Raw genomic sequence first — 20,378 nt, 5'->3', positions numbered from 1 at the left:
GGGACGGCTTTATTTTTCCCATTTGGGTAAGCAAAAAAGGAATATTGAATGGAAGATTTGAATGTTGTCGACAGCATAAATGGTGCGGGCACCTGGCTGGTCCGCAATCAGGAGCTGCTGTTAAGCTATGCCGTCAACATCGTTGCGGCCATCGCCATTGTCATTATCGGTATGATTGTGGCGCGCATCGTATCAAACACCGTTAACCGCCTGATGGTGGCACGTAAAATTGATGCAACCGTTGCTGACTTCCTCTCCGCACTGGTGCGCTACGGGATTATCGCGTTCACGCTGATTGCCGCTCTGGGTCGCGTTGGGGTACAAACCGCTTCTGTGATTGCCGTTCTCGGTGCCGCAGGTTTAGCCGTTGGTCTGGCGCTGCAAGGTTCGCTGTCTAACCTCGCCGCTGGCGTGCTGCTGGTGATGTTCCGTCCGTTCCGCGCAGGTGAGTATGTAGACCTCGGCGGCGTAGCGGGAACCGTACTCAACGTGCAGATTTTCTCCACGACTATGCGTACCGTAGACGGTAAGATTGTTGTGATCCCAAACGGTAAAATCATTGCCGGGAACATCATTAACTTCTCTCGTGAGCCGGTTCGTCGTAACGAATTTATCATCGGCGTGGCTTACGACTCCGATATCGATCAGGTGAAAAAAATCCTCACCGATATCATTCTGTCTGACGAGCGTATCCTTAAAGATCGTGAAATGACGGTGCGCCTGAATGAGCTGGGCGCTTCCTCGATCAATTTTGTGGTACGCGTCTGGAGCAACAGTAGCGATCTGCAAAGCGTCTACTGGGACGTACTGGAGCGTATTAAACGCGAGTTTGACGCCAACGGTATCAGCTTCCCGTACCCGCAGATGGATGTGAACTTCAAGCGTGTGAAAGAGAGCGCGGCAGAGTAATCGCGTGCCCGGTGGCGCTATCGCTTACCGGGCCCGCAGGTTTTGTAGGCCGGATAAGGCGTCAGCCGTCATCCGGCATTTCCCCCCCCTTGGTATTAATTCTTCTTATCCCTGATTAAAATTATCCATTTCCGCTAATGTTTTCCCCGCGCTATAGTCTGCTCCTAAGAGAAACAGTTCGGGATGATTAACGTGTTATCGTATTATTTTCAAGGGCTTGCACTTGGTGCGGCTATGATACTTCCGCTCGGTCCGCAAAACGCCTTCGTGATGAATCAGGGGATCCGTCGCCAGTATCACATCATGATTGCTTTACTCTGCGCTATCAGCGACTTAGTGCTGATTTGCGCGGGGATCTTTGGCGGTAGCGCCTTGCTGATGCAGTCACCATGGCTGATGGCGCTTGTCACCTGGGGTGGGGTGGCATTTTTACTCTGGTACGGTTTCGGGGCGTTAAAAACGGCGATGAGCAGTAACCTGGAACTGGCCAGCGCCGAGGTGATGAAGCAGGGCCGCTGGAAAATTATCGCTACTATGCTGGCGGTGACATGGCTCAACCCCCATGTTTACCTGGATACCTTTGTGGTGCTGGGGAGTCTGGGAGGCCAACTGGACGTTGAGCCTAAGCGCTGGTTTGCGCTGGGTACCGTCAGCGCTTCGTTCCTGTGGTTCTTCGGCCTGGCATTGCTGGCGGCCTGGCTCGCTCCGCGTTTGCGCACTGCTAAAGCACAGCGGATCATCAATACCCTGGTAGGATTGGTGATGTGGTTTATCGCTTTTCAGTTGGCAAAAGAAGGTGTTGCGCACGTTCATGCGTTGTTCAACTAAGTGTTGTCTGATGGACAACGCAGCGAGATCGGCTAAGCTTGCCTGCATGTGCCCTGAGTTTCGGGGTAATTAATGAAACATGGAGGAACGACCGTGAAGTTCAAAATAATGGCCCTGGCGGCATTAGTCGGATTCAGCGCACTATCGGTACAGGCAAATGAGTTGCCAAATGGACCGCACATCGTGACTTCCGGAACGGCAAGCGTGGATGCGACACCAGACATCGCTACTCTGGCGATTGAAGTGAACGTTGCTGCAAAGGATGCGGCTTCAGCGAAGAAGCAGGCAGATGAGCGCGTGGCGCAATATCTGTCCTTCCTTGAACAGAACCAGATAGCGAAGAAAGATATTAGCGCGGCAAACCTGCGCACCCAGCCGGACTACGACTACCAGAATGGTAAAAGCGTCCTTAAAGGCTATCGTGCGGTACGTACCGTTGAGGTCACGCTGCGTCAGTTGGACAAACTCAACGCGCTGCTTGATGGTGCGCTGAAGGCCGGTCTGAATGAGATCCGTTCGGTATCGCTTGGCGTTGCCCAGCCGGATACTTACAAAGATAAAGCGCGTAAAGCAGCAATTGATGATGCTATTCATCAGGCTGAGCAGTTAGCTGCGGGCTTTAACAGCAAATTGGGGCCCGTTTACAGCGTGCGTTACCACGTTTCCAATTATCAACCGAGCCCGATGGTACGGATGATGAAAGCAGATGCAGCGCCTGCGACATCCGCTCAGGAAACCTACGAACAGCCGGTTATTCAGTTTGACGATCAGGTTGATGTGGTCTTCCAGATTGAGCCGACGGCGGGGCAGCCAGCAGCAACGCCAGCCAAAACCCAGTAATCATTGCAGACCCGGCTTTCCAGCCGGGTTTTTTCTGTGAGCAACTGTAAAAATGAGACCCCGCATCCAGTCTTTTTTTTCGCCGTAATGAGGATAGGCCATAGCGATTTTTAAGGGGACGCTATGGATATTTTTATCTCGAAAAAGATGCGTAATTTCATTCTGCTGGCGCAAACCAATAACATTGCCAGAGCGGCAGAAAAAATACATATGACCGCATCGCCTTTCGGTAAAAGCATTGCCGCACTGGAGGATCAAATCGGCTATACGCTGTTTACCCGCAAAGATAACAACATCAGTCTGAATAAAGCCGGACAGGAACTGTATCAGAAGCTGTTTCCCGTTTATCAGCGCCTTTCTGCCATTGATAACGAAATCCATAACGCCTCTCGCCGCTCGCGGGAAATCGTCATCGGGATCGACAATACCTACCCAACGATTATTTTTGACCAGTTGATTAGCCTTGGTGACAAGTATGACGGCGTGACGGCTCAGGCCGTTGAATTCAGCGAGAATGGGGTGATTGATAACCTGTTCGATCGCAAACTGGATTTTATTATCTCGCCGCAGCACGTTTCCCCCCGCGTCCAGGAACTGGAGAATCTGGCGATTAGCGAGCTGCCTCCGCTGCGTCTGGGGTTTCTCGTTTCCCGGCGCTACGAAGAAAAACAGCCGCAGGATCTGCTGCGTGAGCTGCCCTGGCTGCAAATGCGCTTCCAGAATCGCGCTAACTTTGAGGCGATGCTGGATGCCTACATGCGACCCTGTGGGATTAACCCGACGATTATTTACCGTCCATACAGCTTTATGGCCAAGATTAGCGCGGTGGAGCGCGGGCAGTTTTTGACGGTGATCCCTCATTTCGCCTGGCGGCTGGTGAATCCGTCGACGCTAAAGTATTTCGACGCGCCCGGCAGCCCCATGTATATGCAAGAATTTCTCTATTCACTGAAAAATCATCGCTATACCGCCACCATGCTCGAGCATATTGCTGAGGATCGTGACGGTACGGCAAGTTAACCAAGCATTGAACCTGTTTCGAGCAGGTTGCGATGCAGATCGAAAGCATGGCTGAGATCGTGATGGATATGCCCGCCGGGTGCTTTCTCCAGATAGCGGTGCAGATAATCCCGGTAAAGAGGGTGCGCACAGTTATCGATAATCGTGTGCGCCCGCTGCATCGGAGATAGCCCACGCAGATCGGCAATCCCTTGTTCGGTCACGATCACTTTAACGCTATGTTCGCTGTGGTCGACATGGCTGCACATCGGTACGATGGTGGAGATTTTCCCGCCTTTGGCAATCGACGGCGCCATAAAGATAGACAGGTAGGCATTGCGCTCGAAATCCCCGCTGCCGCCGATGCCATTCATCAGGTTCACCCCCGCAACGTGCGTGGAATTGGCATGGCCGTAGATATCAAACTCCAGACCGACGTTGAGCGCAATAACCCCCAGCCGACGGATGATCTCCGGGTTATTGGAGATCTCCTGCGGGCGCAGCACAATCCGGCTGGCGAAGAAGTCCATGTTGTCGTAAATCTTCTGTAGCGACGGGGCTGAAATGGTCAGGCTGGAGGCGCTGGCACCTGTTATCTTGCCCGTTTCCAGCAGATGCACCACCGACTCCTGCAACACCTCCGAATACATCATAAAGGGCGGGATATCTGGGTTCTCGCCCAGTCGCGCCATTACCGCGTTGTTGATATTGCCCACGCCGCTTTGTAAGGGTAGAAACTCAGCTGGAATACGTTTGTGAGCCATTTCTGCCAGCAGGAAAGTGACGACGTTATCGGCAATTTGCTGGCTGACCGGATTGGTTTTTTCCGCCGCATTTCCGGCATCGGGCAGCTCAGTATCCACCACCGCAACCACCTTTTTGGGATCTATCTGCACGCACTGGCTGCCTACGCGATCCATGGTATGAAAAATGGGTACGCTGTTACGCCGCGGCGGCGCACCGGGTATCACGATGTCGGCAAACTCCGCCACGCGCGGATTATGGTAATGATTCAATTCAATGATCACTTTTTTCGCCCGCAGCAGCCAGGTCGGCGCATTACCAATACCGCTGGAAAGCCAAATCCGGCCATCTGGCGCAATGGCGGAGGCTTCAATGACGGCAACATCGATCTCGCCAAAAAAGCCGTAATTAACCATTTGCGCCACTTCACTCAAATGGAGATCGACAAACCTCACCTGGCCCTGATTAATTTTCTCGCGCAGGCCCGATGACGTTTGATAAGGCGCACGCCAGGAAACGGCATCCGCCGCGGATAGAACATCATCAGCGGCGGCGCCAATTGATGCTCCGGTCAGCAGGCGGATCTGAAAAGGCTGCCCGTTCTGATGCCGTTCGCAGGCGCGTTGGGCAATTGCGCTGGGTAACGCTTTGGGTGAACCCGCAGGGGTAAAGCCGCTAAACGCCACCATATCATCGTGCTGGATAATTTCTGCCGCCTGTTCGGCGCTCATCCGTTTCATGGCCGTCTCCTTCCTCGGACGTGATTAATGGCCAACAAAATTTGGTTTACGTTTTTCCATAAACGCGTTCATCCCTTCCTGATAATCCTCGCTGTCGTACACCGCGCGGCGCATGCCCTGAATACGCTCGAACTCATCAGAATTCATGGTGTGCGCTTCACCCAGCACGCGCAGTTCTTCTTTGATGACGGCGATGGCCAGCGGCGCTTTTTCCGAGATGTGGTGCGCCATTTGCAGAGTGAAATCTTCCAGTTCCTCGACGGGCACGACATGGTTAAGGATCCCGACCGCCATGGCGCGTTGAGCGGTGATGGGCGAAGCGGTAAAAATCAGCTCTTTCACGATGTGAAAACCAGCGTCGCGGGTCAGGTTGTGGATGCCCACCAGGTTATACGGCACACCGAGGTTGACCGGGGTCATCGAGAAAGTGGAGGTACTGGCTGCAATGATCAGATCGGAACTCATGATCATCTCAAACGCGCCGCCCCAGACGCTGCCTTCGACCATGGAGATCACCGGCTTCGGGTATTTTTGGATCATACGGGTTATCTGACGCAGCGGATCGTCATAAGAGAGCGGATCGCGACGTCCGGTCGGGAGTTCATGAATATCATGCCCGGCAGAAAACACTTTGGCCCCGCTTGGAGCGCGCAGAATGATGCAGCGAATGTCTGCACGATTGAGATCGCTCAGCGCCTGCATCAGATCGTCAATAAACACTTTACTCAGGGCATTGAGCTTGCGGGCGTAATTGAACTCAATAACCGCGACTTTCTGGATGATGACCACGTTGACGTATTGATAAGACATAATGTTCTCTTTATTGAAAGTAATGATGCTGAATAAATTCGCTGATGTGCCGCAGACCGGTGCGCGGCGAAAGATCATTGTTTTTGACGGCCTGAAGCGTCTGCTGGAAATAGCGGTCGAAATCAGTCCGCGCAAACAGCAGATGCAGGGCTTCTTCTTCAGCCTGCTGGTGTAACCAGTCCACCGCCTGCTGCTGGCGAACTTTTTCCAGTCGACCGCTGGCGGTCAGGCACGTTTTAAAGTCGGTTATCGCCTGCCAAACCTCCTCGATACCGCGTTTTTCCAGGGCGCTACAGGTCAGAACCCGCGGCTGCCACTCGTCATATTTGCGGCGCAGAATATGCAGGGCGGACTCGTACATATGGCGGGCAATGGCAACGCTGGTATGGTTATCACCGTCGTCCTTATTGATGACGACCAGATCCGCCATTTCCATCAGGCCTTTTTTGATGCCCTGTAAATCGTCGCCACCGCCAGCGATTTGCAGTGAGATAAAGCAATCCACCATGCCTGCGACTTCGGTTTCTGACTGCCCAACGCCGACGGTTTCTACAATCACCACGTCAAAGCCAGCCGCTTCGCACAGCAGCATTAATTCGCGGGCACGCTGGCTGGCACCGCCTAAATGACCGCAGGAAGGGACCGGGCGAATAAACGCAGATTCGGCGCGGGCCAGCTCCGTCATGCGGGTTTTATCGCCAAGAATGCTGCCGCCGCTGACCGGGCTGCTGGGATCGACGGCGATCACCGCCACCCGTAATCCGTGGTGGATGAGCAACATGCCGAATGCTTCCAGGAAAGTGCTTTTGCCCGCGCCCGGCGTACCGGTGATCCCCAAACGCAGGGCGTTACCGGTGAACGGCATTATCGCGTCCAGCAATTGCGTACTCAGTGGCTGGTGGCGCGGGTGGTTGCTTTCGACCAGCGTCATCGCCTGGGCGAGCGTAGCCCGTTCGCCGAGTCGCAAACGGCGGACGGTATCTTCAAGCGTGGCGGCGTTAATCATGATGCTGACTGATACGGGTTAACACATCGCGGACGCTGTCGAGCATTGGCGTGCCGGGACCATAAATGGCAGCCACGCCATGTTCGTGCAGGAAGGCGTAATCCTGTGGCGGAATAACGCCTCCTGCTACCACGCAGATATCTTCACGCCCCCATTTTTTGAGTGCGGTAACCAACTCAGGAATCAGCGTTTTATGGCCCGCCGCAAGTGACGATGCGCCTATTACATGCACATCGTTTTCTACCGCCAGACGGGCGATCTCTTCCGGAGTGGAGAACATCGGGCTGAGATCGACATCGAAACCGAGATCGGAATAGGCGCTGGCGATCACCTTCGCGCCGCGATCGTGGCCGTCCTGACCCATCTTGGCGATCAGAATGCGCGGGCGGCGTCCATTTTCCGCGAGGAACTGTTCGGTTTGCGCAACAATGGCATCGAACTCGTCGGCGGATTTGTCTGACTGGTGATAGCTTTGCGCAATCACCCCGGTGACGCACTGGCTGGGAACCAGATACCGGTCAAAGGCGACCTCCAGCGCGTCGGAGATTTCACCGAGCGTGGCGCGAACGCGAGCGGCGCTGACGGCGGCGGCCAGCAGGTTTTCATTATGCTGCGCGGCGTGGGTCAGCGCGGATAGCGCGGTCTTGACGGCATCGTTGTCGCGGGTGGTGCGGATATGCTGCAGCGAGGCAATCTGCTCGTTGCGCACCTTCACGTTGTCGATCTCCAGTACCGACGTCTCGTCTTCTTTATCCAGTTTGTACTTATTGACGCCGACGATAACGCGCTTACCCTGGTCGATCAGCGATTGTTCACGCGCGGAAGCTTCTTCGATCATCCGTTTAGGGAGTCCGGCTTCGATTGCTTTCGCCATGCCGCCTGCCTCATCAATCTGTTTGATGATCGTGCGTGCCTGCTTCACAATTTGATCGGTGAGTGACTCGACGTAATACGATCCGGCCAGCGGATCAACGGTGCGGCAGATCTCTGATTCTTCCTGAATGATGATCTGCGTATTACGCGCAATACGGGCGGAGAAATCGGTGGGCAGACCGAGCGCTTCATCAAAAGCATTGGTATGCAGCGACTGGGTGCCGCCAAGCGTAGCGCCGAGTGCTTCAATAGTGGTTCGTACCACGTTGTTGTACGGGTCCTGCTCGGTTAGGCTCCAGCCGGACGTCTGGCAGTGGGTACGCAGAGCGAGAGATTTCGGGTTGGTCGCGCCAAAGCTGCTGACCGCTTCACTCCACAAATAGCGCGCCGCGCGCAGCATGGCGACGTTCATAAACAGATCCATGCCGATACCGAAGAAGAACGACAGGCGCGGGGCGAAGTCATCAATTTTCAGTCCGGCGGAGAGTGCAGCTTTGATGTATTCAATACCGTCTGCCAGCGTAAACGCTACCTGCTGCACGCAGTTCGCTCCGGCTTCACCCATGTGATAGCCGCTGATGCTGATGGTGTTAAAGCGCGGCATGTTGCCAGAGCACCAGGCGATGATGTCGGCGATAATGCGCATGGACGGTTTTGGGGGATAAATGTAGGTGTTGCGGCACAGGTACTCTTTCAGAATATCGTTCTGAATGGTCCCGGTGAGTTGTTCCGGCGCTACGCCTTGTTCTTCTGCAGCGACGATATAAAACGCCAGCACAGGTAGAACCGCGCCGTTCATGGTCATCGATACTGACATCTTATCCAGCGGGATATGGTCGAACAGTATCTTCATATCTTCGACGGTATCGATCGCCACGCCTGCTTTACCGACGTCACCCGCCACGCGTGGGTTGTCAGAGTCATAGCCACGATGGGTGGCAAGGTCAAAGGCGACGGAAAGTCCTTTTTGCCCGGCGGCGAGGTTGCGGCGGTAAAAGGCGTTGGACTCTTTGGCGGTAGAGAAACCAGCGTATTGACGAATGGTCCACGGCTGCGCGGTATACATGGTGGCGCGCGGGCCACGCACGTAAGGCGGCAGGCCGGGAAGGGTGCCCGTGACTTCCAGATTATCGAGGTCTTCTTCGGTGTACAGCGGCTTGATGGCAATCCCTTCCGCCGTCTGTCTTTCCAGCGACTCGACGGTTTTTTCCCGGCGACTGAGTTCTTTATTGGCGAGTGTTTGCCACTCCTGCACGTTTGCCATTTTTTGCTCCGTATTACGCAATAAGTTGAATCTTTGCGAATACGGTGAGCTTTTTCATTTGGCTTGTCGCCAGCAAAAAATAGCCAACAGGGCGTCGTTTTTTGCCGCGTGGCGTGTTTGATTTTGTGATTTATTTCAAAGACGTGGCGGGAATAGCATGAAAAGAGGGTAAAAGGCTTGTCGGCCGGATAGGGCGTTACGCCACCATCCGGACTCAGAGGTTATGAGCGGTTTAATCCTGACGCAGTACGTTGTGACCATAGGCCAGCAGCGCATCGGTGACGTTGCGCATCATGCGGCTTTCCGGTGCAAAACGGTGCCAGTACAGCATCCGGCGCTGGAACAGGCCCGGTGTTAAGTCGATAAGCTCGCCGCTTTCCAGTTCTTTCTCAATCTGCAAGTGGGGGATCATGCAGCAAGTGGTTCCCTGACGCGCCAATTGAACAAAGGCTTCAGACGAGTTAACGATATGGCACGGCACGCTGCCCGGCGGCAGGTCGAAGTTTTGTTGCAGGAACGCCTGGTGCATATCATCAAGATGGTCAAACGCTACCGCTGGGGCTTTCAGCAGGGCAGAGCGGGTGACACCGTTAGGGAAATAGCGCTCGGCGAAAGGTTTGGATCCAACAAACAGGTAGTCCAGCGCGCCGAGTTTATCCACCAGACAGCTTGGCAGCGCCTGATGCTGAATACTCACCGCACCGACCACCTCACCACGACGCAGACGCTCCTGAGTGCGCGTTTCATCCTCAACCTGCAGGTTCAGCCGAATCGGCGAATTTGCCAGTACCGGAGCCAGCGCAGGAAGTAACCAGGTCGCCAGACTGTCGGCGTTCACCGCCAGTGAGAGCAGCAGTGGCGTCGAGCCGGTTTGTTCATCACCCAGCCACTCGTCTTCCAGCAGTTCAACCTGACGCAAAAGCGCCAGTAGTTTCTGCCCCTGTTCGGTTGGGCGTGGTGGTACGGTACGCACCAGCAGCGGTTGTCCGAACATATTCTCAAGCTGTTTTATGCGCTGTGAAACCGCGGATTGCGTGATGCACAGCTTCTGCGCCGCGCGCTCAAATCCTCGTTCACGAATAACCGCATCCAGTGCTTGTAGTGTTCTGTAGTCCGGACGTTTCATTGCTTTGACGCACTCCTGAAAATTTTGCTTGTTCTGCACTATGACACAAATTTAGGTTGGGTAAAGACGAAATCCGCCGCTTGCGAGCGGGTGTGGGGACATTTTTCTGCACAATGTTCTATAATGCGCGTGAATTTTCCCACCATATTCACACCACAGGCGAAACGATCATGACGCAGGATGAACTGAAAAAAGCAGTAGGATGGGCGGCACTTCAGTATGTACAGCCCGGTACCATTGTGGGCGTAGGTACAGGTTCAACAGCCGCACACTTTATTGATGCGCTGGGCACAATGAAAGGTCAGATTGAAGGTGCGGTATCCAGTTCGGACGCTTCAACCGAAAAACTCAAAAGCCTCGGTATCCACGTGTTCGATCTTAACGAAGTGGACAGCCTCGGCGTATACGTTGACGGCGCGGATGAAATCAACGGCCACATGCAGATGATCAAGGGCGGCGGCGCAGCGTTGACCCGTGAAAAAATTATTGCTTCCGTGGCGAAGAAATTTATCTGCATTGCCGACGCGTCCAAAGAAGTCGATATTCTCGGTAACTTCCCGCTGCCGGTTGAAGTGATCCCAATGGCGCGCAGCGCTGTGGCTCGCCAGTTGGTGAAGCTGGGCGGTCGTCCTGAATACCGTCAGGGCGTAGTGACGGACAATGGTAACGTGATCCTTGATGTACACGGTCTGGAGATCCTCGATGCCATTGCGATGGAAAACGCCATCAATGCGATTCCGGGCGTGGTAACCGTCGGTCTGTTTGCCAACCGTGGTGCGGATGTTGCGCTGATCGGTACGCCAGACGGCGTGAAAACTATCGTAAAATGATCTGACGGGAGTGTCTTCTCCCGTTAAAAAAATTTTGGCAGGGCAAATTTGGTGACTTGTGTCACGTTTATAATATTGTCCTGCCGATCTCTCCAAAGAAAAAGTTATCGCCAGTATTTTCCTCTGACATTTCTCTCTGAATGACATTTCTTCAGCACGGCGACGCAAACGTTCATATTGCCGCAATATTATTTTTTGATATGTTGAAGAGACGGATGAAAATCCCACACACAACACATCAGTTTGAACAAAAAAAGACAGGGTCGGGGAAATGGCAAAGGTATCACTGGAGAAAGATAAGATTAAATTTCTGCTGGTTGAAGGCGTGCATCAAAAAGCGCTCGAAAGCCTTCGTGCAGCAGGTTATACCAACATCGAGTTTCATAAAGGCGCTCTGGACACTGAACAACTGAAAGAGTCCATCCGTGATGCCCACTTCATTGGCCTGCGATCCCGTACCCATCTGACTGAAGATGTGATTGACGCCGCAGAGAAACTGGTCGCGATTGGCTGCTTCTGTATCGGCACCAACCAGGTTGATCTCAGCGCTGCGGCAAAGCGCGGTATCCCCGTGTTTAACGCACCATTCTCTAACACACGTTCCGTTGCGGAACTGGTGATTGGCGAACTGCTGCTGCTGCTACGCGGCGTACCCGAAGCGAACGCCAAAGCACACCGCGGCGTGTGGAATAAACTGGCTACCGGCTCGTTTGAAGCGCGTGGCAAAAAACTGGGGATCATCGGTTATGGTCACATTGGTACTCAGCTAGGCATTCTGGCGGAATCGCTGGGGATGCACGTCTATTTCTATGATATTGAAAATAAACTCCCGCTCGGCAACGCCACGCAGGTGCAGCATCTTTCCGACCTGCTCAATATGAGCGACGTGGTCAGTTTGCACGTACCGGAAAATGCCTCCACCAAAAATCTGATGGGCGCGCGTGAGATTGCGTTGATGAAACCAGGCGCGCTGCTGATTAACGCCGCACGCGGCACAGTTGTTGATATTCCTGCGCTGTGCGACGCGTTAGCGACCAAGCACCTGGCAGGGGCAGCAATCGACGTATTCCCAACCGAGCCGGCAACCAACAGCGATCCTTTCACTTCGCCGCTGTGTGATTTCGACAACGTGATCCTGACGCCGCACATTGGTGGTTCAACGCTGGAAGCACAGGAAAACATTGGTCTGGAAGTGGCTGGGAAACTGACCAAGTATTCCGACAACGGCTCTACGCTGTCTGCAGTTAACTTCCCGGAAGTTTCGCTGCCGCTGCACGGCGGTCGTCGTCTGATGCACATTCACGAAAACCGTCCGGGCGTACTGACTGCGCTGAACCAGATTTTTGCCGAGCAGGGCGTCAACATTGCCGCGCAGTATCTGCAGACTTCCGCACAGGTAGGTTACGTGGTTATTGATATTGAAGCGGATGAAGATGTGGCAGAGAAAGCGCTGCTGGCGATGAAAGCCCTTCCGGGAACCATTCGCGCTCGTCTGCTGTACTGATTTCCTCTACATGGGCAGGCGATGACCTGCCCATCTTTCCTCTGATTTCCCGGCCTCAAAATCTCTTCCTGTCACGCATACATTCTGTTTTCGAGCCTTGCCGCAATTGGCAAAAAAGCTACCACTCCCAGATTTTGGACGGCGTCACCACCGCAGGCAGCGGGATATCCCATTCTTCGACAGGTAGCTTTTCCACTCGCTGACAATCGTGCGCGTAGCCTACGGGCTGGATCTTATGCTGCTGCCAGTTTTGAAGCGTTCGATCGTAAAATCCACCGCCCATACCCAGGCGTTGCCCGACCTCATCAAATGCCACTAACGGCGTAATCAGTACATCCAGCTGTGAGAGCGGCAATACGTCACGTACATCAAGCCGTGGTTCCTGGATCTTTAAGCGATTGGTTACCAGGTCGCTGTGCGGATGATAGTGCAGGAACAGCAGGTTGCCAGGGCTGAAGGGATGAAGAACCGGAAGATAGACGCGCTTGCCCGCTCGCCACAGCTGATCTATTAGCGGCTGGGTATCGAGTTCGCCATCGAACGAGAGGAATACCGCCACGGTATGAGCGAGTACAACAGGGGGATAACTGAGCATTCGGGTCGCGGCTTGCTGACCGTATTGTCGTTGCTGTTCGGAAGTAAGCGCGCGACGACGCTGCCGAATTAGTTGACGGATTTCTTGCCGGGATAAAGGGAGTTCAGAATGTAATGTCATGGCTGTTGCCAGGTAGAAGGGAATCTCCGAGATGCCGCCGCAGGCTGTAACCCTTGAACCCTTGGTTCAAGGTGAATGCGTCGTCACAGTTTTAAGGCTTCTCGGACGGGCCGAGCATGCTCACCAACCGTGGAGCGCCACATTCTTGTGGTATGAAATATCGGCTCAGGGGACTGGCCCGCTTGCAAACATCTCAGAGAAATTTTGTCTTCACGGTCACTCTACCACAGTAAACCGAAAAGTGTTATTCAAAGTTTTGGCCCGTTTTTTCGGTTATGCGACCCTGATCAAGCAACGCCTGTTCGATGGTCTGTTGTAGCATCCGAATACGTTGTTCCATGCTCGCCGCGTACTCACGCGTCTTCGCTTTTTCCTGAGTTAATTCATAGCTGATGTTCAACGCGGCGATGAAAACCAACTGCTCAGTATTTGTGACTCTAGTGCGAACTTTCAGATCTTGCAATCGCTGATTGAGATCGTCCGCAGCCTGATTCAACGCATCCCTTTGTTCAGGCGGGCAATTCACTCGCAGTGAACGGCCAAATATTTGGATATCGACGGGTTGTGCAGACATGCCACCTTCCTGCTGATTGACTGCGCTGCCTTCGTCTCCAGACCGTGGGTCCGCGAAGGGGCGACACTATAGCTACCCTGGTATCAAGATACAAGCCCTTTTCTGGTCCACCAGGGTCCAAAGTGGTAGCATACCATGAATATTCCTCCCTTTGATGACGAATGCTTATGTCTATACAGAACGAAATGCCTGGTTACAACGAAGTTAGCCAGTTTTTGAACCAACAAGGGGCTGGATTAACCCCGGCCGAAATGCACGGCTTGATAAGCGGAATGATTTGCGGCGGAAACAACGACAGCTCATGGCAGCCGCTGCTGCACGACCTAACGAACGAAGGTCTGGCCTTTGGTCACGAGCTGGCTCAGGCGCTGCTGAAAATGCACTCTGCCACCAGTGATGCCCTCGAAGACGACGGCTTCCTTTTTCAGCTTTATCTGCCTGAAGGGGATGACGTCAGCGTGTTCGATCGCGCCGATGCGCTGGCGGGATGGGTAAACCACTTTTTACTGGGCCTTGGCGTCACGCAGCCGAAGCTCGACAAAGTGACCGGCGAAACCGGGGAAGCGATTGACGACCTGCGCAATATCGCTCAGTTGGGATATGACGAAGACGAAGATCAGGAAGAGCTGGAAATGTCGCTCGAAGAGATCATCGAATACGTGCGCGTAGCCGCCTTGCTGTGCCATGACACGTTTACGCGTCAGCAGCCGACCGCGCCGGAAGTCCGTAAACCGACTCTGCACTAAGAACGAAACGCAAAGGAGAGTGTGATGAGCGAGATATCTCAGCAAGAATTCCAGCGTCGTCGCCAGGCTTTACTGGCACAAATGCAGCCCGGCAGCGCCGCGCTGATTTTTGCCGCACCGGAAGCGACGCGTAGTGCGGACAGTGAATACCCTTACCGCCAAAGCAGTGATTTCTGGTACTTCACCGGTTTTAACGAACCTGAAGCCGTGCTGGTGCTGATTAAAAGTGATGACACTCATAACCACAGCGTTTTGTTCAATCGGGTTCGCGATCTGACGGCGGAGATCTGGTTTGGCCGCCGTCTGGGCCAGGATGCTGCCCCGGCAAAACTTGGCGTTGACCGGGCGCTGGCCTTCAGTGAAATCAATCAACAGCTGTATTTGCTGCTCAATGGTCTGGACGCGGTATACCACGCTCAGGGCGAGTATGCCTGGGCCGACGAGATTGTGTGCACGGCGCTGGATAAACTGCGCAAAGGCTCCAGACAAAATCTGCACGCGCCTGCCGCGATTATCGACTGGCGTCCGATGGTGCATGAAATGCGCCTGTTCAAATCACCGGAAGAAATTGCGGTCATGCGTCGTGCCGGAGAAATCACCGCACTGGCGCATACCCGCGCGATGGAAAAATGCCGTCCAGGAATGTTTGAATACCAGTTAGAAGGGGAGATTCACCATGAATTTACCCGTCATGGCGCGCGTTATCCGTCCTATAACACGATTGTCGGCAGCGGTGAAAACGGCTGTATTCTGCATTACACCGAAAATGAAAGTGAAATGCGCGATGGCGATCTGGTGCTAATCGACGCTGGCTGTGAATACAAAGGCTATGCGGGTGACATTACGCGAACCTTCCCGGTAAACGGTAAATTTACCCCAGCACAGCGTGAAATCTACGATATCGTACTGGAATCCTTAGAGACCAGCCTGCGTCTGTATCGTCCCGGAACGTCCATTCAGGAAGTCACTGGCGAAGTGGTGCGCATCATGATTACGGGCCTGGTGAAGCTTGGCATTCTGCACGGTGATGTCGATCAGTTGATTACCGAAAATGCGCACCGCCCATTCTTTATGCATGGTCTAAGTCACTGGCTTGGGCTGGATGTGCACGACGTCGGCGTTTATGGTCAGGACCGCTCACGTATTCTTGAGCCGGGAATGGTACTCACCGTCGAACCGGGACTGTATATCGCGCCGGATGCCGATGTACCGCCGGCCTATCGTGGTATCGGCATTCGTATTGAGGATGACATCCTCATCACCGAGGACGGCAATGAAAACCTGACCGCCAGCGTAGTGAAGAAAGCCGATGATATTGAAGCCTTAATGGCTGCGGCGCGACTGCAATGAGCGTGATTATCGTTGGTGGTGGTATGGTCGGTGCGACGCTGGCGCTGGCCATTTCCCAGCTCAGTCATGGGACGCTGCCAGTTCATCTGATAGAAGCGAGCGAACCTGAAACTGACCGTCATCCTGGGTTTGACGCCCGGGCGATCGCGCTGGCGGCAGGTACCTGCCAACAGCTGGCGCGAATTGGTGTATGGCAGGCGATTGCCGATTGCGCAACGGCCATTAAAACGGTTCACGTCAGCGATCGCGGCCATGCTGGATTTGTGACGCTGGATGCGCAGGAATACCGTATTCCGGCTCTGGGTCAGGTGGTAGAACTGCACGACGTCGGGCTGCGTCTGTTTGCGCTGCTGCGCAAAGCACCTGGCGTCACATTGCACTGCCCCGACCGCGTAGCCAGCGTGTCGCGCACGCAGGAGCGCGTTGAAGTGACGCTGGAGAATGGCGAGATGATTACCGGTCGCCTGCTGGTGGCTGCTGACGGCACGCGTTCCGCACTGGCGACTGCCTGCGGTGTTGACTGGCTGCAACAGCCTTATGAGCAACTGGCGGTGATTGCCAACGTCACGACCTCTGTACCGCACGACGGGCGAGCGTTTGAACGCTTCACGCAATATGGTCCGCTGGCAATGCTGCCAATGTCTGACGGTCGCTGCTCGCTGGTGTGGTGCCATCCGCTGGAGCAGCGTGATGAGATCATGGCCTGGTCCGACGAACAGTTTTGCCGTGAACTGCAAACCGCTTTTGGCTGGCGACTGGGACGTATTACCCAGGCTGGTAAACGCAGCGCTTATCCGCTTTCGTTAACTACGGCGCTGAAAGCGATTACCCATCGTACCGTGCTGGTAGGGAACGCCGCCCAGACGCTGCATCCCATTGCCGGGCAAGGTTTCAACCTTGGCCTGCGCGATGTAATGAGCCTTGCTGAGACGTTGACGCAGGCGCAGAACGGCGCGGAAGATGTGGGTGATTATGCGGTGCTGGCACGCTATCAGCAGCGCCGCGAGCGCGATCGCGAGACGACGATTGGTGTGACCAACAATTTAGTGTATTTGTTTGCCAATCACTGGGCCCCGCTGGTTGTTGGGCGCAATGTCGGGTTGATGGCGATGGAATTATTCACACCTGCGCGCGATGCGCTGGCGGAGCGGACCCTGGGTTGGGTTGCACGATAAATATGACCTGTAGGCCGGATAAGGCAACGCCGACATCCGGCAAGGGTCCCCGCAAAAATGCCTGATGGCGCTGCGCTTATCAGGCCTACGGATTACAGGTTTCGAGGTATAAACAGTGCAAAGTGTTGATGTAGCAATTGTTGGTGGCGGCATGGTGGGACTGGCGGTTGCCTGCGGCCTGCAGGGCAGTGGGTTGCGCGTTGCTGTATTAGAACAACATGTTCCGCCGCCGTTGGCGGCGGATGCACCTCCTCAGCTTCGCGTTTCGGCCATTAATGCAGCCAGCGAAAAACTGCTTACCCGTCTTGGCGTCTGGTCCGACATTGTTGCTCGTCGCGCTTGCTGCTACCACGGCATGGAAGTCTGGGACAAAGACAGCTTTGGACGTATTGAATTTGATGACCAGAGCATGGGCTACAGCCATTTGGGTCACATCGTTGAAAACTCAGAAATCCATTATGCGCTGTGGCAAAAGGCGCAGCGTTCAGCGGATATTACGCTGATGGCGCCAGCTGAAATACAGCAGGTGGCCTGGGGCGAGAACGAGGCATTTCTGAGCCTCAAAGATGGCGCAATGCTGACGGCGCGTCTGGTCGTCGGTGCCGATGGTGCTAATTCCTGGCTGCGCAATAAAGCGGACATTCCGCTCACCTTCTGGGACTACCGTCATCATGCGCTGGTGGCGACTATCCGCACGCAGGAAGCTCACGGTGCGGTTGCGCGTCAGGCGTTTCATGGTGAGGGGATCCTGGCATTCCTGCCACTCAGCGATCCACACCTGTGTTCTATTGTCTGGTCGCTCTCGCCGCAGGAAGCAGAACGTATGCAGCAGGCAAGCGTTGACGAGTTTAATCAGGCGCTGAATATCGCCTTTGATAATCGTCTGGGGCTGTGCAGCCTTGAAAGCGAACGTCAGGCGTTTCCGCTGACGGGACGTTATGCTCGCCAGTTCGCGGCCCATCGTCTGGCGCTGGTGGGGGATGCGGCGCATACTATCCACCCGCTGGCGGGTCAGGGGGTTAACCTGGGCTTTATGGATGCGGCAGAGCTGATCGATGAACTTAAGCGGCTACAGCGTCAGGGCAAAGATATTGGGCAGTATCTCTATTTACGCCGCTACGAGCGCAGCCGTAAGCACAGCGCAGCGCTGATGCTGGCGGGGATGCAGGGTTTCCGTGAACTGTTTGCAGGCGAGAATCCGGCGAAAAAACTGCTACGCGATATTGGGCTGAAACTGGCCGATACCCTCCCGGGCGTAAAACCACAACTCATCCGTCAGGCGATGGGACTGAACGATCTTCCCGAGTGGTTACGTTAGTGTCCATAAGGACAATCTTAAGAGTTTGAGACCCGTCACACTTTTCTCTCCCGGCCTTCGCGCCGGGGTGCTTCTCTCATTTGAAATAATCTAATTCCACGCCTTTTTTCGCATTAGTTTTTCTAATATTACGTTTTTTTCATAACGCCATTTTTGACATTTTTTCCACATTTAATGTGGATTGGTGCTGTAATTTTGCGCTTATCTTTGTTTGTTGTTCTGATTTATTGCTATATGTATGGAGTTTTATTCTGTTGTCGATCTGGCTGTTTTTCGCCATAAGCTAATGTGATGGTTAATTTTGACTTATGGTTTAGCGTCTGTTTCGGTGGTAAGTTCAGGACAAAGAGAACGTTTGCGTCGTAGCCCCTGGAGCGGCTGCGGTGCTGGGTTTCGTGGCGAAAATTTCACCGCGAAAGAGTTGGTAGCCCCGCTTATTCAACGAGGAAAAGATGGCTCAACAGACTCCTTTGTACGAACAACACACGCTATGTGGCGCGCGCATGGTCGATTTCCATGGCTGGATGATGCCACTGCATTACGGTTCTCAGCTCGATGAACACCATGCTGTTCGCACCGACGCCGGAATGTTTGATGTGTCGCATATGACCATCGTCGACCTGCGCGGTAGCCGCACCCGGGAGTTCTTGCGTTATCTGCTGGCAAACGACGTCGCGAAGCTAACGAAGACGGGTAAAGCCCTCTACTCCGGGATGCTCAACGCTTCGGGCGGCGTGATAGATGACCTGATTGTCTACTACTTCACTGAAGATTTCTTCCGCCTCGTTGTAAACTCCGCCACCCGCGAAAAAGACCTATCCTGGATTACCCAACACGCTGAACCTTACGCCATCGACATCACCGTTCGTGACGACCTGTCGCTGATTGCGGTGCAGGGGCCAAACGCGCAGGAAAAAGTAGCCACGTTGTTTACTGACGAACAGCGCCATGCGGTAGAAGGTATGAAGCCGTTCTTTGGCGTTCAGGCGGGTGATTTGTTTATCGCAACCACCGGTTATACCGGCGAAGCAGGCTATGAAATCGCCATGCCGAATGAAAAAGCGGCTGATTTCTGGCGTGCGCTGGTACAAGCAGGCGTCAAACCTTGTGGTCTCGGCGCGCGCGACACCCTGCGTCTGGAAGCGGGTATGAACCTGTATGGTCAGGAGATGGACGAAGGGATTTCTCCGCTGGAAGCCAATATGGGTTGGACCATTGCGTGGGAACCTGCCGACCGCGACTTTATTGGTCGTGAAGCACTGGAAATGCAGCGCGAAAAAGGCCACGAACAGCTGGTCGGGCTGGTGATGACTGAGAAGGGCGTGCTGCGTAATGAACTGCCGGTGCGTTTCACCGATGCTTCTGGCAACCAGCATGAAGGCATTATCACCAGTGGCACATTCTCCCCAACCCTGGGTTACAGCATCGCGTTGGCGCGCGTGCCTGCGGGTATCGGTGAGACTGCGATCGTACAGATCCGTAACCGTGAAATGCCGGTAAAAGTGACTAAACCTGTTTTTGTGCGTAACGGCAAAGCCGTCGCGTAATTCATCCTTTTTTGGAGATTGATTGATGAGCAACGTACCTGCAGAACTGAAATACAGCAAAGAACACGAATGGCTGCGCAAAGAAGCTGACGGCTCTTACACCGTTGGTATCACCGAACACGCTCAGGAGCTGTTAGGTGACATGGTTTTCGTTGACCTGCCAGAAGTTGGCGCCACCGTCAGCGCGGGCGATGATTGCGCCGTTGCGGAGTCCGTAAAAGCGGCATCCGATATCTATGCGCCAGTAGGCGGTGAGATTGTTGCGGTTAACGATGCGCTCAGCGACTCCCCGGAACTGGTCAACAGCGAACCGTATGCGGGCGGCTGGATTTTCAAAATCAAAGCCAGCGATGAAAGCGAAATTGAATCGCTGTTGGATGCCACTGCGTACGAGGCATTACTGGAAGACGAATAAGATTGTGCCGGATGGCACTGCGTTTATCCGGCCTACGGTTTTATGTAGGCCCGGTAAGCGTCAGC

At 54.2% G+C, this 20,378-nt stretch carries 19 protein-coding genes and 1 other RNA gene; 12 read left to right on the top strand and 8 right to left on the bottom strand.

Annotated elements, in window-relative coordinates:
- Nucleotides 1-48: 48 nt before the first annotated feature.
- The 4 genes from OGY08_RS07705 (at nt 49) to srsR (ending at nt 3,597) form a co-directional block, all read left to right on the top strand.
- The gene (locus OGY08_RS07705) at nt 49-909 is read left to right on the top strand and encodes a small-conductance mechanosensitive channel MscS (RefSeq protein ID WP_125363297.1); all 861 of its coding nucleotides are present in this window, start codon (nt 49-51) and stop codon (nt 907-909) included.
- Between the two features lie 192 nt (nt 910-1,101).
- Nucleotides 1,102-1,737, top strand: a complete 636-nt coding sequence (gene argO, locus OGY08_RS07700; RefSeq protein WP_003027005.1) for an arginine exporter ArgO — start codon at nt 1,102-1,104, stop codon at nt 1,735-1,737.
- A 93-nt stretch (nt 1,738-1,830) separates the two neighbouring features.
- Nucleotides 1,831-2,577 carry an oxidative stress defense protein gene (locus tag OGY08_RS07695; protein WP_003825465.1) on the top strand — a complete coding sequence of 249 codons (747 nt, stop codon included), beginning with the start codon at nt 1,831-1,833 and terminating at the stop codon, nt 2,575-2,577.
- Nucleotides 2,578-2,700: 123 nt separating this feature from the next.
- Nucleotides 2,701-3,597, top strand: coding sequence for a LysR family transcriptional regulator SrsR (srsR, locus tag OGY08_RS07690; RefSeq protein ID WP_125363296.1), 897 nt, complete (start codon nt 2,701-2,703; stop codon nt 3,595-3,597).
- Here srsR and scpC read toward each other — a convergent pair.
- The 5 genes from scpC to argP all read right to left on the bottom strand — a co-directional run bounded on the left by scpC (nt 3,594) and on the right by argP (nt 10,139).
- The gene (scpC, locus tag OGY08_RS07685; RefSeq protein WP_125363295.1) at nt 3,594-5,060 is read right to left on the bottom strand and encodes a succinyl-CoA:acetate CoA-transferase ScpC; all 1,467 of its coding nucleotides are present in this window, start codon (nt 5,058-5,060) and stop codon (nt 3,594-3,596) included. The genes srsR and scpC overlap by 4 nt on opposite strands.
- Nucleotides 5,061-5,084: 24 nt before the next feature.
- On the bottom strand, nt 5,085-5,870 hold the full coding sequence (gene scpB, locus OGY08_RS07680) for a methylmalonyl-CoA decarboxylase (protein WP_008785757.1): 786 nt from the start codon (nt 5,868-5,870) through the stop codon (nt 5,085-5,087).
- Between the two features lie 10 nt (nt 5,871-5,880).
- Nucleotides 5,881-6,876, bottom strand: coding sequence for a methylmalonyl Co-A mutase-associated GTPase MeaB (gene meaB, locus OGY08_RS07675; RefSeq protein WP_125363294.1), 996 nt, complete (start codon nt 6,874-6,876; stop codon nt 5,881-5,883).
- A complete protein-coding gene (gene scpA, locus OGY08_RS07670) occupies nt 6,869-9,013 on the bottom strand; it encodes a methylmalonyl-CoA mutase (RefSeq protein WP_125363293.1) in 2,145 nt (714 codons plus the stop codon). The genes meaB and scpA overlap by 8 nt, the downstream gene beginning before the upstream one ends.
- Before the next feature lie 232 nt (nt 9,014-9,245).
- Nucleotides 9,246-10,139 carry a DNA-binding transcriptional regulator ArgP gene (gene argP, locus OGY08_RS07665; RefSeq protein ID WP_003825477.1) on the bottom strand — a complete coding sequence of 298 codons (894 nt, stop codon included), beginning with the start codon at nt 10,137-10,139 and terminating at the stop codon, nt 9,246-9,248.
- 170 nt (nt 10,140-10,309) lie between these two features.
- Between argP and rpiA the strand changes: the two genes are divergently transcribed.
- Nucleotides 10,310-10,969: a ribose-5-phosphate isomerase RpiA gene (gene rpiA, locus OGY08_RS07660; RefSeq protein ID WP_003825479.1), complete on the top strand. Its 660-nt coding sequence runs from the start codon at nt 10,310-10,312 to the stop codon at nt 10,967-10,969.
- Between the two features lie 271 nt (nt 10,970-11,240).
- Entirely contained in the window at nt 11,241-12,473 is a 1,233-nt protein-coding gene (serA, locus tag OGY08_RS07655) for a phosphoglycerate dehydrogenase (protein ID WP_003825480.1), read from the top strand.
- A 118-nt stretch (nt 12,474-12,591) separates the two neighbouring features.
- Here serA and OGY08_RS07650 read toward each other — a convergent pair whose 3' ends face one another.
- From OGY08_RS07650 to zapA, 3 genes are all read right to left on the bottom strand, one after another.
- Nucleotides 12,592-13,188: a 5-formyltetrahydrofolate cyclo-ligase gene (locus OGY08_RS07650; RefSeq protein ID WP_048236724.1), complete on the bottom strand. Its 597-nt coding sequence runs from the start codon at nt 13,186-13,188 to the stop codon at nt 12,592-12,594.
- A 19-nt stretch (nt 13,189-13,207) separates the two neighbouring features.
- Nucleotides 13,208-13,391, bottom strand: a non-coding RNA gene (ssrS, locus tag OGY08_RS07645) — 6S RNA.
- Between the two features lie 41 nt (nt 13,392-13,432).
- On the bottom strand, nt 13,433-13,762 hold the full coding sequence (gene zapA, locus OGY08_RS07640) for a cell division protein ZapA (protein ID WP_003026980.1): 330 nt from the start codon (nt 13,760-13,762) through the stop codon (nt 13,433-13,435).
- Between the two features lie 167 nt (nt 13,763-13,929).
- On the opposite strand from zapA, the gene OGY08_RS07635 reads away from it, so the two are divergent.
- From OGY08_RS07635 to gcvH, 6 genes are all read left to right on the top strand, one after another.
- Entirely contained in the window at nt 13,930-14,508 is a 579-nt protein-coding gene (locus OGY08_RS07635) for a YecA/YgfB family protein (protein ID WP_003026978.1), read from the top strand.
- Nucleotides 14,509-14,532: 24 nt separating this feature from the next.
- Nucleotides 14,533-15,858, top strand: coding sequence for a Xaa-Pro aminopeptidase (gene pepP / locus OGY08_RS07630; RefSeq protein WP_048215582.1), 1,326 nt, complete (start codon nt 14,533-14,535; stop codon nt 15,856-15,858).
- On the top strand, nt 15,855-17,033 hold the full coding sequence (ubiH, locus tag OGY08_RS07625) for a 2-octaprenyl-6-methoxyphenyl hydroxylase (RefSeq protein ID WP_032944902.1): 1,179 nt from the start codon (nt 15,855-15,857) through the stop codon (nt 17,031-17,033). The genes pepP and ubiH overlap by 4 nt, the downstream gene beginning before the upstream one ends.
- Nucleotides 17,034-17,148: 115 nt before the next feature.
- Complete coding sequence (ubiI, locus tag OGY08_RS07620; protein WP_125363292.1) at nt 17,149-18,351, top strand: FAD-dependent 2-octaprenylphenol hydroxylase; 1,203 nt, start codon at nt 17,149-17,151, stop codon at nt 18,349-18,351.
- Between the two features lie 452 nt (nt 18,352-18,803).
- Nucleotides 18,804-19,898, top strand: coding sequence for a glycine cleavage system aminomethyltransferase GcvT (gene gcvT / locus OGY08_RS07615; protein ID WP_125363291.1), 1,095 nt, complete (start codon nt 18,804-18,806; stop codon nt 19,896-19,898).
- A gap of 25 nt (nt 19,899-19,923) precedes the next feature.
- A complete protein-coding gene (gcvH, locus tag OGY08_RS07610) occupies nt 19,924-20,313 on the top strand; it encodes a glycine cleavage system protein GcvH (protein ID WP_003026965.1) in 390 nt (129 codons plus the stop codon).
- Nucleotides 20,314-20,378: the final 65 nt, after the last annotated feature.

The organism is Citrobacter sp. Cpo069, assembly GCF_030332785.1.
GTDB classification, from domain to species: Bacteria; Pseudomonadota; Gammaproteobacteria; order Enterobacterales; family Enterobacteriaceae; genus Citrobacter; species Citrobacter portucalensis.
The sequence above is the reverse complement of the archived record's forward strand: the minus strand, read 5'-3'. Positions and strand labels throughout refer to the sequence as shown.

Bases quoted from the DNA above. Each gene is read 5' to 3' on its own strand.
- OGY08_RS07650 (WP_048236724.1), bottom strand. From the start codon at position 13,188: ATGACATTACATTCTGAACTCCCTTTATCCCGGCAAGAAATCCGTCAA.
- scpA (WP_125363293.1), bottom strand. From the start codon at position 9,013: ATGGCAAACGTGCAGGAGTGGCAAACACTCGCCAATAAAGAACTCAGT.
- zapA (WP_003026980.1), bottom strand. From the start codon at position 13,762: ATGTCTGCACAACCCGTCGATATCCAAATATTTGGCCGTTCACTGCGA.
- ubiH (WP_032944902.1), top strand. From the start codon at position 15,855: ATGAGCGTGATTATCGTTGGTGGTGGTATGGTCGGTGCGACGCTGGCG.
- OGY08_RS07635 (WP_003026978.1), top strand. From the start codon at position 13,930: ATGTCTATACAGAACGAAATGCCTGGTTACAACGAAGTTAGCCAGTTT.
- gcvH (WP_003026965.1), top strand. From the start codon at position 19,924: ATGAGCAACGTACCTGCAGAACTGAAATACAGCAAAGAACACGAATGG.
- srsR (WP_125363296.1), top strand. From the start codon at position 2,701: ATGGATATTTTTATCTCGAAAAAGATGCGTAATTTCATTCTGCTGGCG.
- serA (WP_003825480.1), top strand. From the start codon at position 11,241: ATGGCAAAGGTATCACTGGAGAAAGATAAGATTAAATTTCTGCTGGTT.
- OGY08_RS07705 (WP_125363297.1), top strand. From the start codon at position 49: ATGGAAGATTTGAATGTTGTCGACAGCATAAATGGTGCGGGCACCTGG.
- gcvT (WP_125363291.1), top strand. From the start codon at position 18,804: ATGGCTCAACAGACTCCTTTGTACGAACAACACACGCTATGTGGCGCG.
- meaB (WP_125363294.1), bottom strand. From the start codon at position 6,876: ATGATTAACGCCGCCACGCTTGAAGATACCGTCCGCCGTTTGCGACTC.
- scpC (WP_125363295.1), bottom strand. From the start codon at position 5,060: ATGAAACGGATGAGCGCCGAACAGGCGGCAGAAATTATCCAGCACGAT.
- scpB (WP_008785757.1), bottom strand. From the start codon at position 5,870: ATGTCTTATCAATACGTCAACGTGGTCATCATCCAGAAAGTCGCGGTT.
- pepP (WP_048215582.1), top strand. From the start codon at position 14,533: ATGAGCGAGATATCTCAGCAAGAATTCCAGCGTCGTCGCCAGGCTTTA.
- rpiA (WP_003825479.1), top strand. From the start codon at position 10,310: ATGACGCAGGATGAACTGAAAAAAGCAGTAGGATGGGCGGCACTTCAG.
- argP (WP_003825477.1), bottom strand. From the start codon at position 10,139: ATGAAACGTCCGGACTACAGAACACTACAAGCACTGGATGCGGTTATT.